Source organism: Clostridia bacterium (assembly GCA_014360065.1).
GTDB lineage: Bacteria > Bacillota > DSM-521 > Neomoorellales > JACIYF01 > JACIYF01.
Genome location: JACIYF010000071.1, coordinates 1 through 13428, shown reverse-complemented (window position 1 = coordinate 13428; position 13428 = coordinate 1). Strand labels below are relative to the sequence as shown.

Genomic DNA, 13428 nt, shown 5'->3' with positions numbered 1-13428 from the left:
TCCAGGTGTGGACCCCACCCAGGTTGGTAGTACTTGTACCAGACATATTCTTCGCCCATGAGCCTTCCTCCTAAGCAAAAAATTCACTTTTATTATGCATAATTCCTTAAGTTCTGTCTAGTGAAAGTTTCTAATTGCATGACTAGTGGGATAATGTGAAATCCTGTACAAAGGGAGGGACAGGAATAGATGGCGTTCTCAGGAGTCAACATGGACACAGGCGATGAATTCAGTCAGGCCTGATAGCCAGGCTCTGTTGCCAATCCAGCACTCAACCGGTAGGCAGCCGGGACTCAGCAAGGGTGACTGGGCACCTGGGGGACAAAAAACCCAACAGCGGGGTCGATCCCGCCCAGAGAGTAAGTGCCTAAGGGTTAGGTCTTCGCATGGTTGAGTGGTGGGAAAACCGGCCACGGACATGGAGGTCCGATTGGCCGGGAAGCCCACCGCCCATCCTAGTTCTGTTCTTCCTCCTTAAGGGCCCTCCGCAAGACCTTGCCCACCAAGCTGAGGGGCAATTCATCCCGGAACTCCACGAATCGTGGCACCTTGTACCCGGTCAGCTTCTGCCGGCACCACTGGATTACTTCTTCCTCGCTCAAGGTCTCGCCTTCCTTAGGAACCACTACCGCCTTGACCCTTTCGCCTGAGTATTCATCTGGAACCCCCACCACTGCCGCTTCCTTGATCTTGGGGTGCTCATACAGGACTTCTTCCACCTCGCGAGGGTAAACGTTGAAACCGCCGGTAATGATCATGTCCTTTTTGCGATCGACAATATAGAAATAGCCGTCCTCGTCCATCTTGGCCACATCCCCAGTATAAAGCCAGCCATCCCGGAGGGAGTGGGCCGTATCTTCAGGGCGATTCCAGTAACCCTTCATTACCTGCGGGCCTTTGACGATAAGCTCGCCCACCTCTCCCGGCGCTAGCTCCCGGGTCCCCGTCTCCAAATCCACCACCCGGCAGACAGTACCCACCAAGGGAATGCCGATGCTTCCAGGCTTGCGGACACCTACACAAGGGTTGCAACAGACTACCGGCGAGGCTTCAGAGAGACCGTAACCCTCGCAAATCACTCCTCCCGTCTTGGCCTCAAATTGGCGCAATACCTCCACCGGCATGGCTGCCGCCCCGCTAATCATCACCCGGATAGATTTGATGTCATATCGGTGCAGCTCCGGGTAGTTGTTGAGAGCCACATACATGGTGGGAACCCCGGGAAAGGCAGTGGGTCGGTACTTATCGATGGCCTTTAACACCGCCTTCACCTCAAATCGAGGGATGCAGATCAGGGTGGAACCAAAAGCTATGGCTAGGTTCAAGGTGGTGGTAAGGCCAAAAGAGTGAAAGAAGGGCAATACTGCTAAAACCCGCTCCTCGCCTTCCTTCAGGGCCGACCCCACGATAGCTCGCGACATGTAAGTGTCGGCTACTAGGTTGCGGTGAGTAAGCATGGCCGCCTTGGGTATTCCGGTAGTTCCACCAGTATACTGAAATACGGCGACATCGCTTGCGGCATCAATCAGCACCTTAGGCGGCAAGCCGGATGTATTGCGAATAAGCTCGGAGAAATTAATGGTACTCGGGCTGGTTTTGATCTGCGGGTACTGGCCCTTACGCTTGGCCAGCCAAGGATAAAGATAGTTAATGGGAAAAGGCAGGTACTCAGATACCCGGGTGAAGATAACGTGGCTTAGGGAGGTTTGCGACCGGATCTTCTCCACCCGCGGATACATCAGGTCTATGACCACGGCAATCTTGGCACCGGAGTCAGTCAAGATATTTTCTACCTCCCGCTCGGTATAGAGCGGGTTAACTTGTACCACCACCGCCCCCAGCCTCAAAATGGCCAAGTAACTGATCACGTACTGAGGACAGTTGGGCAACATCACCGCCACCCGATCCTGCTTTTTAATGCCCAGCTGGGCCAGGGCAGCAGCCATACGATCCACTTGCTGGGAAAGCTGGGCAAAGCTCATCCGCGCCCCCATAAAAATAGTAGCAGTAAGGTTGGGATATTTGGCGGCCGTTTCCTGAAAAAGATCGTACACCGAGCTGTTCTCAGGATATACCAGTGGCGGGCCAAAGCCAACTTCATAATGCTTATACCACGGATACTGGTCCATCGTTTACTCCCCCTCAAACAACTTTTCAACGCCCGCGCCTTTGACCTAAGGCTTGCCGCTTTCTGGGTTCAGGTCAGGCTGTGGTTCCGGCTCCCGGGGACGGATCAACCCATTGTACTTGAGATATTAAACACAAAGTTATGAAATCCTTCCCACTTGGGTAAAGATTCCGTCTAATTTTAAGATTGGATCTTACGCAAATGATATAAACTTTAGATTAGATGATTAAGCACCTATGGGTCCATTATTTCGTTGTATTTGGGTAAAACTTACCTGACCAAAAGATGGTTGCACAATAAAGCTCGGGAACCAGTATTGGCTCCCGAGCGTTTTTCTGCCATTTCCGTAACCGCCCCCGCCCCTTTAAGCCTAGTCGGCCTGGATGGGACGGAAGACCGGGGCAGGTGAACAGGAGGGGGAAAAGTACCAAAAGCTCCAGGGAGGAGTTTGGCGATGGGCCTACCGCTTGGAGAATTGGGGGGCCTTGCGGGCCTTTTTCAACCCGTACTTGCGCCGTTCCTTCATGCGCGGGTCCCTGGTCAGGTATCCCCGCCGCCGTAGAACTGGTCTCAGGTTCTCGTCGGCATCTACCAATGCCCGAGCCACGCCCATGCGAATGGCATCCGCCTGGCCGCTGACGCCGCCGCCCTCAACCCGCGCCACCACATCATACTGGCCTTCGGCCTTGACCGCCACCAGTGGCTCCTGCGCCCGGTGGCGAAGAATCTCCATGCCCGGACCGAAGTATTCCTCGATGGGCCTACCATTGATAATCACCTTGCCCGAGCCGGGAATAAGGCGCACGCGGGCAATGGCGTTTTTCCGCCTGCCGGTCCCCTGATACTGAACATTGACTGCCAATTACTTCACCCCTTTTTCCACCGACCAAACTTGAGGCTGCTGCGCCTGGTGGGGATGGTCAGCTCCGCTATAAACCTTTAGCTTCTTGAACGCCTGCCGCCCTAAGCGATTGTGAGGGATCATTCCCCATACGGCTAGCTGAACCGCTTTTTCCGGCTTGGTGCGCAGTAGAGTCCGGTAAGCCATCGACTTTATCCCGCCCGGATAGCCAGTATGGTAGGTGTAGTGCTTCTGATCCAGCTTCTTTCCGGTTAACCGGACCTTGGCAGCGTTAATAATGATGACGTGGTCACCCGTATCCACGTGGGGAGTAAAATCGGGCTTATGTTTACCTCGAAGAATCCGCGCTGCTTCCGTAGCTAGCCGCCCCAAGGGCTTGCCGCTGGCATCTATGATGTACCACTTTCTTTGCACCTCTTGCGGCTTGGCCATGTAAGTTTCCATGAAAACTCCTCCTAAAAACCATTTTCCTCCAGCCGGGTTCTTTCACTCCGCCCAGCACTTAACCCATGGTTTGCTACGACCTGATCCTCGCTATCTAACCTAGGTAAACTCTACTACGTCCAGGAGTTGCCGTGCTGGGTCGCTTCCGGACCAGCGTCCCGGCATCGACTACCGGGTTTTTCCTTGCCTAGATGTGCGGCTTGGCCGCATGAGGCAAATAAAAGTGCCCCCCACCCGCCTGCGTGCGCCAAGTGGGCTGACACAGTCCGTATGCTATTCTATCGACACCAGCCACCGGTGTCAAGCCATTTCGGCCATTCAGCCTCGCTCCCGGTACTCGACCTTCTCTAAGCATAGTCCTCGAGCCGGGGCAGTGGGGCCAGCCTGGGAACGGTCCCGAGCAGCGATGATGGCAGGTACACCCTCGGAAGACATGGCCCCTCGGCCTACCTCCAGCAAGGTGCCGGCCAAGTTGCGAACCATATGGTAGAGGAAGCCATCGGCGCTAACTTCCCATCTAAGCAACCATTCCTCGGTCAACGGGAGCTTGCGGCCGGCAGCCCCAGCAGGCAAGCTGTCCTCTGGCATCGATAGCCCATGGTTGGAGCCAGAAGATAGATTATACTCACCTAGGCTTACCTGGCTGCTTAGGTCTGGGGCTATGGCCCGCCACCGCACCGAGAATAGGGTGCGTTCAAAAGTCTTGGCCGCTCCCCCCTGGGCACAAAAGCTCCGCCAATCGTGGCGGCCCAGGAGGTAGGTAGAGGCCCGGACCATCTCCCGGCAATCCACCTGGTAAGGGATGTGATAAGCGTAGCGGTCCCAAAACGGGTCCGGAAAGCGGCCCAGATAAAAAGTGTAGCTATAAGTTTTGCTGGTGGCCGAATAGCGGGGGTGGAAATCGGGGCCAACCTCACAGGCGCTCCTTACCACTATGTCGGGTGGTAGGATCCTGTTCAGCGCATAAGGCAACCGTTGGCTGGGAATCCGGCAATTGCTCTCATCTACCCGCCAGAGCACCACCTGGCCGCGGGCATGCACCCCGGCGTCGGTACGGCTGGCACTTATCAGCCGGATGGCAGCCGCATCTTGGCCGGTCAGGCCAGCTAGAGCCTCCTGCATGGTCCACTGAACAGTTCGGCTCTGGGGCTGTCCCCTCTGCACCTGCCAGCCGTTGTAATTGGTCCCGTCATATTGGACCACTAGTTTCAAGTGGCGCATGCCATAAACCCCCATTCATCAAAGCCCAGCCCTGATTCAGGGCCCAGGCCGGCAACCAGAGCCTGCCTAAAGCCCCCGCAGCCATAGCACCGCCGCTAAGCCCGCCAAACCCAATCCTAAGGTGACATAGTCGGCGTTACCAAAGCGCAAAGGGCGGTAACGAGTCCGTCCCTCAGCCCGCCAACCTCGGGCCTCCATGGCTTCAGCCAATTCATCCGCCCGGCGAAAGGCGCCTACCAGAAGCGGCACTACCAGGGCCGAAAGCTTCTGGATTCGCTCCCTTAAGCTCCCTCGAGAAAGGTCGAGGCCCCGAGCCCTCTGGGCCTGGTAAATGGCGCTCGCCTCCTCCCCGATTTGCGGGAAGAAGCGCATGGCCATGGTAAGGGCCAAGGCTACCTCTTCGACCGGCAGTCCGATCCTCTTTAACGGCCCAAGCAACCGCGATAACCCGTCCGCCAAATCAGGGGGCGATGAAGTTAGGATTAGCAAGGCTAGGGTAGCCAGCAGCACCCCCAGGCGCAAAATCAGGATGCCGCCGGATATTAATCCTTCCCAGGTAACTGTAATTGCCCCCCACCGGAAAATGGGAGCCCCAGGGGTAAAGAACAAATACAAACCCGCAGTAGCCACCAGGATGAAGGCTAGAGGGCGAAGCGACCGGAAGGCATGGCGCCAGGAAATCCCCGAGGCTACTCCCAAGCTCCAGGCCAGCACCCCCAGCGATAGGGGGACAAGCAGGCTCCAACCTCGGGCCACCACTGCTCCAAGTGTAAAGAGAAAAGCAAATAGAAGCTTGGCCCGGGGGTCCAAGGCCCATAAGCCTAGCTTGGGCTGGGACTCGCCCGCTTTGCTATCTGAGCGCAAGCTTCTTCCCAAGTCTTCCCCATCCACCTGCTCAGGCCAAAAGCATAAAGCACCTCCCCTAAGCCCCTGCGGGCTGTACTGCTTGGCCCTGCTCGCACCGAGGAGGATGACGCCATCGGCCTCCGGCAGGAAATCCTCCCAGTCGTGGGTAGCTAGAATCACGCCTCGACCCTGCCCTCGCCACCGACGAAGCACGGCCAGCAAGTCTAGGCGCCCGGCTCGGTCTAGGCCGGCGGTAGGTTCATCCAGGAGTAGGAGCTTGGGATCAAGGGCCAGCACCCCAGCCAAGGCCGCCCGCCTCTTCTCCCCGCTGCTCAAGGAAAAAGGGGAACGGCCGGCTAGTTTTGGGTCCAGCCCCACTGCCGTCATGGCTGCCATCACTCTTTGCTCAAGCTCAGATCCTATGACCCCGTGCTGGCGAGGCCCAAAGGCAATATCTTCAAAGACGGTGGGTGCAAACAGCTGCCTCTCCGGGTATTGGAGAACTAGACCCATGGTTAGCCTCGAGCGCCAATCAGCCTCCCCGGCCTCCAGATAAATCCGGCCCTGGTTGGGCTGGTCCAGGCCAGCGATTAAACCGAGAAGGGTGGATTTTCCGGAGCCATTGGGACCAATCACCAAGGTCATGGCCGTCTCCGGGATCCTCAGGTTGATTTCCTGGAGGACCCAGGAACCTTGAGCACCTTGCGGGTTGTGGGTCGCTCCGGTAGCACCCTGCCGGAGCCCGGGCGAAAGCCATCCGCCTTCCGGATATCGATAATATACATTCTCTAGAACGATGGTCACGATACTTCCGCCTCTCTCGTCCCTGCAAGCTCTGGTTGCGCTCGACTTGGGGTTTGCCCTGACTTCTTGCCTTCAGCGGCTGGTCGCCCGAGTACCGGTCAGGCGGCCACAGCTCATGACCAGAGCCCGGTCACAGTTTCGGGCTTCCTCCTCCCGGTGGGTGATCCACAGCACCCCAGCGCCGCTTCGGCCTTGGCCCTGACTCTGGGCCGGGCTTTGGCAGAACCCCCTAACCAACTCCCATATCTTAGTTCGCTCCCCGGGATCGAGCATGGCAGTGGGCTCATCCAAGATTATATAGGAAGGCCCGAGAGCCAAAATACCGGCCAGGGCTACTTTCACTTGCTGGCCACCGGAAAGGCGCCGGGGGTCTAAAAAGCGTTCCCGGCTGAGGCCTACAGCTTCCAGGGCCCAGTCGATCCGCTCTGCAATGATCTCCGGTGCAAGCCCAAGATTCTCCGGACCAAAGGCTACATCCTCCTCCACCGTGCAGCCCACAATTTGGCTGGGAGGGTAGGAGAAGAGGATTCCTACCCGTTGGCGCAAAAGAAGCCGGTGACAGGGGTTCTTGGTATCGAGTTCATCCACCTGCACCCGTCCCTTCTGGGGGACCAGCAGTCCAGCCGCCAATCGCGCCAAGGTACTTTTGCCCGAGCCATTGGGCCCTACCACTGCTACCATTTCTCCCGGGCTCAAGGTCAGGTTGACATCAAATACGCCGGGATCAGTTGCTGCCTGGGTCAGTCCCATCCCGGCCTTGACCCGTTCAGCCCCGCTCGCGCCCCGTAGCGCGTAGCTATAGGTCACGCCCTCCATCACCAGCACTTCCAACTTCCCTCTCCTCCGGGCGCTAAAAAAGGGCCGCTCATTACGGCCCCACCCGGATACTATTAGTTTTGATTGCTTTCACTTTACCAGCTCCACCAGGGCCATCGGTGCCCCGTCGCCCCGCCGGAACCCAGTTTGGACGACCCGGGTATAACCGCCATTTCTTCCCCCGTAGCGCTTGCCCAGGTCGTCGAACAGCTTCTTGACTGTGGTCTCGTCGTATAAGAAGGATAGGGCCTGCCGCCGAGCATGCAGGTCGCCTCGCTTGCCCAATGAGATCATCCGGTCGGCTAGCCGCCGAACCTCTTTGGCACGAGCAGTCGTAGTAACCACCCGCTCTTCACGCAAGAGCGAGGTTACCAAGTTGCGGAGCATCGCCCGCCGGTGGCCCGACAATAGCCCTAACTTTCGGTAGCCTCTTGCCATTACACATCCCCCCTTGCTCCCGCAAGCTTGAGCTCAGTGATTAATCCTCAGACTCCTTAAGGGACAGCCCCAAGGCAGCGAGCTTGTTCACCACTTCCTCCAAGGACTTGCGACCCAAGTTGCGGACTTTCATCATGTCCTCTTCCGTCCGCTGGGTTAGCTCCGCCACGGTGTTAATCCCAGCCCGCTTCAGGCAGTTGTAGGAGCGCACCGACAGATCCAGCTCCTCAATGGGCATATCTAGGGTTCTAGTCTTTTTGTCTTCTTCCTTATCCACCATGGCAATCTGGCTGCTGACTTGATCGCTAAGATCAGCAAACAACCGCAAATACTCCATTAAGATCTTGGCTGAAGCGCTTACCGCCTCATCGGGGCTGATACTACCATTGGTCCAAACTTCAAGGGTCAGCTTGTCGTAGTTAGTAACATGGCCTACGCGAGTGTTCTCTACCTCATAATTGACCTTCCGAACTGGCGAAAAGAACGAATCCACCGGTATTACCCCGATGGGATCTCCGTTTTTCTTATTTTTCTCCGCCGGCACATAGCCCCGCCCTTGTTCCAAGGTTATTTCCATGGCCAACCTGCCGCCCTTCTCCAGGGTGGCTATGTGCAAATCCGGGTTGAGAATCTCCACCTCGGCATCGGCAATGATATCCTTGGCTTTTACCTCGCCTTCTCTATCGGCTTCGATGCGGATTATCTTGGGCTCGTTGCTGTAAAGCTTTACTTCTAGCCCCTTCAGGTTGAGAATCAGCTCGGTGGTATCCTCAACCACGCCAGGGATGGTGGAAAACTCGTGCAGCACGCCGTCAATCTTGACCTGAGTAGGAGCCGCACCTGATAGCGAGGATAAAAGCACCCTCCTTAGACTGTTGCCTAGGGTGGTGCCGTAGCCGCGCTCTAGGGGTTCAATGACAAACTTACCGTACCTTTGATCCGGGCTCCTCTCGACGTACTCGATGCGAGGCTTTTCGATTTCCAGCACCTAGGTTCCTCCCTTCTAGGGCCTTAATCCCTATTTAGAATAGAGCTCGACGATCAGGTGCTCTTCGATGGGCACATCGATGTCCTCGCGAGAAGGGAGAGTCAGTACCCGCCCCTTGAGCGCTTCCTTGTCTAGCTCCAGCCAAGCCGGGGGCGTCCTATGAACGATGGCCTCTGCGATCTCCTTAAACTTGGGCGATTGCTTGCTCTTCTCGCTTACCTGGATTTCATCCCCTACCTTTACCAAGTAGGAGGGTATCTGTACCCGGCGCCCGTTCACCAGAAAATGGCCATGGGTAACTAAAATCCGGGCTTCGGGACGGGAGTTGGCTAACCCCAGCCGGAAAACCACGTTGTCTAAGCGCCGTTCCAGCAACCGGAGCAGGTTTTCACCGGTTATACCCTTTTGCCTTTCTGCCATCTCAAAATAGCGCCGGAATTGCCGTTCTAGCACGCCGTAGATGCGTCGGGCCTTTTGCTTTTCCCGAAGCTGCAGGCCATACTCAGATATCTTCCTCCGTCCCTGCCCATGTTGGCCAGGGGCAGCACTCCTGCGGTTTAGGGTACATTTATCGGAATAGCAACGGTCACCTTTGAGGAACAATTTAATGCCTTCCCGCCGGCAAAGGCGACAGACCGCTCCTTTATACCTTGCCATTCAAGCCACCTCCTTATCCCCTTATACTCGCCTGCGCTTGGGAGGCCGGCAACCGTTGTGAGGGATGGGGGTGACATCCTTAATAGCATTAACCTCTAGCCCCGCCACCTGCAGCGAACGGATAGCCGCTTCCCTGCCTGCTCCTGGACCCTTAACGTAGCACTCCACTTCTCGCATCCCGTATTCCATAGCTTCCTTGGCCGCAGCTTCAGCCGCCATCTGGGCAGCAAAGGGAGTACTCTTGCGCGTACCCTTGAATCCTTGGGTACCAGCGCTAGCCCAGGCAATGGCGTTGCCCTGTTTATCGGTAATAGTTACGATAGTATTGTTAAACGTGGACTTAATATGAGCTATGCCGCTTTCTACCCGCTTCTTTTCCTTGCGGCGAGCTCTAGTTGGTCTCCTAGCCAAACTACTTCCCCCCTCTACTACTTCTTCCGCCGTACGCCCACCGTCTTGCGCGGCCCCTTACGGGTGCGAGCGTTGGTCTTGGTTCGCTGTCCTCGCACCGGTAGTCCGCGCCGGTGGCGCAGGCCTCGGTAGGAGCCGATCTCGATCAGCCGCTTAATGTTCATGGAGACTTCCCGGCGGAGGTCGCCTTCTACCGTATAATTGCGGTCGATATTCTCCCTGAGCTTGGTTATCTCTTCCTCGGTCAGGTCCCGTACCCTAGTATCGGGGTTTACTCCGGTCTCTGCCAGGATCTTATTAGATAAGGACCTACCGATCCCGTAAATATAGGTGAGGGCCACTTCTACCCGTTTATCACGAGGCAGGTCAACTCCGGCTATTCGCGCCAAACCAATCACCTCCATCCTCTGTTCTCTATCCCTGAACCTGCTTGTGCTTAGGATTCTCGCAGATCACCATGACCTTGCCATGACGCCTTATAACCTTACACTTCTCGCACATCCTCTTGACCGAAGGCCTGACTTTCATTGCAAACCCTCCTTCTGCCCCGGCCGGAAAAAGCAGCAGACCACCCCTGGCGCTTTTGGTACCCATAGGAGCAATATTCCGGTCATATATGGGCAAATTATTTATACCGATAGGTAATACGTCCTCGAGTAAGGTCATAGGGAGACAGTTCTACCGTGACCCGGTCTCCGGGAAGAATGCGGATAAAATTCAAGCGAATCTTACCGGAAACATGGGCTAGCACCCGGTGTCCGTTGTCCAGCTCTACCCTGAACATGGCATTCGGCAAAGGCTCAATAACTGTCCCCTCCACCTCGATGACGTCACGGTTGCTCATACGCGTTTATGACCTCCTTGGCCCCTCGCTTCTCCTCCAAAAACCCCAGCACTCAATTTGACAATCCGCCCAGGGGCACCGCCTAGCCAGGCACTAGCCCATCCTTACTAAGTCCTATTCGCCTGATGGTTGAGTGCTGGGTCGCTTGTGGTCTTAGCCGCCTTCTCCTTCTCTTCAGCCAGCTGAGCTAACAGCCTGGCAATGGCCTGGCGAATATCGGCATTGGTGACTTTTTCCCCGTTTTGGAGCCTCTGGGCTATGTCCCTTGCCACCTGGCGCGTAAACTGTAGGTGCTTGATGTTCTTTCGCTTGGGACGGTCGAGGCGGCGAATATCTCCATCCACCAAGTTTACATACAACCTATCAATAAAACCGAGCACTAGGTAGGGACGGTCCTTGTCCCGGCCCTGCCGGGAGACTACCAGCTGACCGACCTGCAACAATTGTGCCGACCTCCTCGCCCATCTCACCTGCCTATCTCGCTACCCTCTTGTCGATCCTGGCCATCAGGCCTCCCCTTGGCCCAGGTATCTTAGGGAACAGTTAGTATCACCGGACCGTCATCGGTAACCGCCACCGTGTGTTCGAAATGAGCTGAGCAGAGCCCATCAGCAGTCACTACCGTCCACTGGTCCGGCCGGACAATAACTTCGTAAGTCCCCATGTTGACCATAGGCTCGATGGCCAAGGTCATACCCGGGCGCAAGCGAGGGCCTCGGCCCGGTGGCCCGAAGTTAGGGATTTGAGGATCCTCGTGCATATCTCTGCCGATGCCGTGGCCCACAAAGTCCCGTACCACCGAGAAGCCTTGCGACTCTACATAGGTCTGAATAGCATGGGAGATGTCGCTCAGGCGGTGACCATTTCGGGCCTGGTCGATTCCTCGGCGCAAGGCCTCTTGGGTTACCTCCAGCAGTCGCCGCCGCTCATCATCGATATCACCCACCGCAAAGGTCGCCGCAGCGTCCCCTTGGTAGCCGTTAAGGATAACGCCGATGTCAATACTAATAATATCCCCATCCTTTAATTTCCTTAAGCTCGGTATGCCGTGTACCACTTCCTCGTTGATGGAAGCGCAGATGCTGGCCGGAAACGGCACCGGCATACCTCGGCTCCGATATCCTTTGAAGGATGGTATAGCCCCGTGGCCGGTAATAAACTCCTCGGCAATTTGGTCCAGCTCCTCGGTGGTTACGTCCGGCTTTATGGCCCGACCAATCACCTCCAAAGTCTGCGCCACCAGGCGCCCGGCCTCGCGCATAAGCGCAATCTCTCGACTGGATTTGAGAATGATCAACCCGCGTCTCTCCCTAGAATCTGCTCGATGGCCGAAAGTACGGCGTCTATAGGAGCATCGCCGTTAACCGGGCGCAACAGTCCCTTGGCCCGATAATAGTCGATCAGGGGCGCCGTCTGGCGCCGGTAGACTTCCAGCCGATTCTTAACCGTAGCCTCGTTATCGTCGCTGCGCTGGTAGAGCTCACCTCCACAAGCATCGCATATGCCCGGCCGCTGGGGAGGATTAAATACCAAGTGGTAGGTAACCCCACATTGGCGGCAGACCCGCCTGCCGGTTAGGCGTTCAATTATTTTTTGGTCTGGCACCCGAATATCAATAGCCGCATCCAGCTTCTGGCCAGCTTGGGCTAGGATCTGATCTAAGGCCTCGGCCTGAGCCACGGTTCGGGGAAAGCCATCCAGGATAAAGCCCCTTTGGCAATCAGACTCCTTAAGCCGCTCGCTCACCATGCCGATGGTCACCTCATCGGGAACTAACCGGCCAGATTCGGTGTATTCTTTGGCCTTTTTCCCCAACGCAGTGCCAGCGGCAATCTGGCTGCGAAAGATGTCGCCGGTGGCGATGTGGGGAACCCCTAGTTTCTCAGCCAGGGCCTCCGCCTGGGTGCCCTTACCTGCCCCTGGCGGACCCATTAAGAGAATCCGCATATACTTTCCCTCCGTTTTTCCGCCTCATACTCCTGAGGCAATACCCTAGCAATATCTTCCAAGCCACCTAGGCCTAACGCCGGTCCAGTCCCCGTGATCTTGCCCGGTGCCCTTACTTTAGGAAGCCCTTGTAATGGCGCATCAGCATCTGCGCCTCCAGCTGCTTCATAGTCTCCAGGGCCACGCCCACTACGATCAAGAGCGAGGTGCCACCAAAGGCGATGTTCATTCCGGTGGTGGCCTCAACAAAATTGGGTAAAAGCGCGATTATCGCCAGGAATATTGCCCCGGCCAAGGTAATCCTGGACAATACTCGTTCGATGTACTCAGCCGTAGGCCGCCCTGGGCGCAGGCCCGGGATAAAACCACCATACTTCTTGATGTTGTCAGCAACATCCCGGGGGTTAAACGTCACTGCCGTGTAGAAGTAGGTGAAGAAAATGATCAGCAGCGCGTAAAGGCTGAGATAGAAAGCCGTCCCGGGCCGAAAGACCTTGGTTACTGCCGCCATAAAGGCATTGTGAGGAAACCAAGTGCTGATGGTCGACGGAAACAAAAGGATGGAAATGGCAAAGATCACCGGGATAACCCCGGCCTGGTTCACCCGCATAGGTATGTGGGTGCTTTGCCCCCCATAAACCCTCCGGCCGACCACCTTCTTAGCATATTGTACCGGGATGCGCCGCTGCCCCTCGTTCATGGCTACGATACCGCCAATGACCACTACTGCCATAACCAGGAAGAAAATCAACGCCACGATGCTGGCCTCGCCGGTGCGCACGTATTGTACTACCTGGTAGCCCATGCTGGGGAACCGGGAAACAATACCAGCAAAGATGAGCAAAGAAATGCCGTTGCCGATGCCGCGCTCGGTAATCATCTCCCCCATCCACATTAGAAACATGGTGCCGGCAGTTAAGCTGATTACGATTACAGCATAATTCCAAAATGAAGGGTGGGCCAGGGCGGGAACGCCCGCGGTCGTGCTTCGCCCCAAAAAGATGGCCATGCCGGTGGCTTGG

Annotated in this window: 17 protein-coding genes; all 17 read right to left on the bottom strand. The window is 56.4% G+C overall.

Features of this window, described 5'->3' with window-relative positions; all coding sequences use genetic code 11:
- Nucleotides 1-455 precede the first annotated feature (455 nt).
- Nucleotides 456-2129, bottom strand: a complete 1674-nt coding sequence (locus H5U02_10320; GenBank protein ID MBC7342819.1) for a long-chain fatty acid--CoA ligase — start codon at nt 2127-2129, stop codon at nt 456-458.
- 459 nt (nt 2130-2588) lie between these two features.
- Nucleotides 2589-2990, bottom strand: coding sequence for a 30S ribosomal protein S9 (gene rpsI, locus H5U02_10315; protein MBC7342818.1), 402 nt, complete (start codon nt 2988-2990; stop codon nt 2589-2591).
- A complete protein-coding gene (rplM, locus tag H5U02_10310; GenBank protein MBC7342817.1) occupies nt 2991-3434 on the bottom strand; it encodes a 50S ribosomal protein L13 in 444 nt (147 codons plus the stop codon).
- Nucleotides 3435-3752: 318 nt separating this feature from the next.
- Entirely contained in the window at nt 3753-4655 is a 903-nt protein-coding gene (gene truA, locus H5U02_10305; protein MBC7342816.1) for a tRNA pseudouridine(38-40) synthase TruA, read from the bottom strand.
- Nucleotides 4656-4721: 66 nt separating this feature from the next.
- Nucleotides 4722-6305, bottom strand: coding sequence for an ATP-binding cassette domain-containing protein (locus H5U02_10300; protein ID MBC7342815.1), 1584 nt, complete (start codon nt 6303-6305; stop codon nt 4722-4724).
- Between the two features lie 72 nt (nt 6306-6377).
- Nucleotides 6378-7136, bottom strand: coding sequence for an ATP-binding cassette domain-containing protein (locus H5U02_10295; GenBank protein ID MBC7342814.1), 759 nt, complete (start codon nt 7134-7136; stop codon nt 6378-6380).
- A 75-nt stretch (nt 7137-7211) separates the two neighbouring features.
- Nucleotides 7212-7559, bottom strand: a complete 348-nt coding sequence (gene rplQ, locus H5U02_10290) for a 50S ribosomal protein L17 (protein ID MBC7342813.1) — start codon at nt 7557-7559, stop codon at nt 7212-7214.
- A gap of 40 nt (nt 7560-7599) precedes the next feature.
- A complete protein-coding gene (locus H5U02_10285) occupies nt 7600-8547 on the bottom strand; it encodes a DNA-directed RNA polymerase subunit alpha (protein ID MBC7342812.1) in 948 nt (315 codons plus the stop codon).
- A gap of 30 nt (nt 8548-8577) precedes the next feature.
- Nucleotides 8578-9204 carry a 30S ribosomal protein S4 gene (gene rpsD, locus H5U02_10280; GenBank protein MBC7342811.1) on the bottom strand — a complete coding sequence of 209 codons (627 nt, stop codon included), beginning with the start codon at nt 9202-9204 and terminating at the stop codon, nt 8578-8580.
- A 21-nt stretch (nt 9205-9225) separates the two neighbouring features.
- Nucleotides 9226-9615, bottom strand: a complete 390-nt coding sequence (gene rpsK, locus H5U02_10275; protein MBC7342810.1) for a 30S ribosomal protein S11 — start codon at nt 9613-9615, stop codon at nt 9226-9228.
- 17 nt (nt 9616-9632) lie between these two features.
- On the bottom strand, nt 9633-10004 hold the full coding sequence (gene rpsM, locus H5U02_10270; GenBank protein ID MBC7342809.1) for a 30S ribosomal protein S13: 372 nt from the start codon (nt 10002-10004) through the stop codon (nt 9633-9635).
- A 25-nt stretch (nt 10005-10029) separates the two neighbouring features.
- Nucleotides 10030-10143, bottom strand: a complete 114-nt coding sequence (gene rpmJ / locus H5U02_10265) for a 50S ribosomal protein L36 (GenBank protein ID MBC7342808.1) — start codon at nt 10141-10143, stop codon at nt 10030-10032.
- Nucleotides 10144-10240: 97 nt separating this feature from the next.
- A complete protein-coding gene (infA, locus tag H5U02_10260; GenBank protein MBC7342807.1) occupies nt 10241-10459 on the bottom strand; it encodes a translation initiation factor IF-1 in 219 nt (72 codons plus the stop codon).
- Nucleotides 10460-10566: 107 nt separating this feature from the next.
- Nucleotides 10567-10902 carry a KOW domain-containing RNA-binding protein gene (locus tag H5U02_10255; GenBank protein MBC7342806.1) on the bottom strand — a complete coding sequence of 112 codons (336 nt, stop codon included), beginning with the start codon at nt 10900-10902 and terminating at the stop codon, nt 10567-10569.
- An 89-nt stretch (nt 10903-10991) separates the two neighbouring features.
- The gene (gene map, locus H5U02_10250; GenBank protein MBC7342805.1) at nt 10992-11756 is read right to left on the bottom strand and encodes a type I methionyl aminopeptidase; all 765 of its coding nucleotides are present in this window, start codon (nt 11754-11756) and stop codon (nt 10992-10994) included.
- Entirely contained in the window at nt 11753-12406 is a 654-nt protein-coding gene (locus H5U02_10245) for an adenylate kinase (GenBank protein MBC7342804.1), read from the bottom strand. The genes map and H5U02_10245 overlap by 4 nt, the downstream gene beginning before the upstream one ends.
- Nucleotides 12407-12518: 112 nt before the next feature.
- Nucleotides 12519-13428: preprotein translocase subunit SecY (gene secY / locus H5U02_10240; protein MBC7342803.1), on the bottom strand; the 910-nt coding region annotated here is incomplete at its 5' end.

Excerpts from the sequence above, each read along its gene's own strand:
- H5U02_10245 (MBC7342804.1), bottom strand. The coding sequence starts at position 12,406 with ATGCGGATTCTCTTAATGGGTCCGCCAGGGGCAGGTAAGGGCACCCAG.
- infA (MBC7342807.1), bottom strand. The coding sequence starts at position 10,459 with ATGAGCAACCGTGACGTCATCGAGGTGGAGGGGACAGTTATTGAGCCT.
- rplQ (MBC7342813.1), bottom strand. The coding sequence starts at position 7,559 with ATGGCAAGAGGCTACCGAAAGTTAGGGCTATTGTCGGGCCACCGGCGG.
- H5U02_10320 (MBC7342819.1), bottom strand. The coding sequence starts at position 2,129 with ATGGACCAGTATCCGTGGTATAAGCATTATGAAGTTGGCTTTGGCCCG.
- rplM (MBC7342817.1), bottom strand. The coding sequence starts at position 3,434 with ATGGAAACTTACATGGCCAAGCCGCAAGAGGTGCAAAGAAAGTGGTAC.
- rpsD (MBC7342811.1), bottom strand. The coding sequence starts at position 9,204 with ATGGCAAGGTATAAAGGAGCGGTCTGTCGCCTTTGCCGGCGGGAAGGC.
- rpmJ (MBC7342808.1), bottom strand. The coding sequence starts at position 10,143 with ATGAAAGTCAGGCCTTCGGTCAAGAGGATGTGCGAGAAGTGTAAGGTT.
- truA (MBC7342816.1), bottom strand. The coding sequence starts at position 4,655 with ATGCGCCACTTGAAACTAGTGGTCCAATATGACGGGACCAATTACAAC.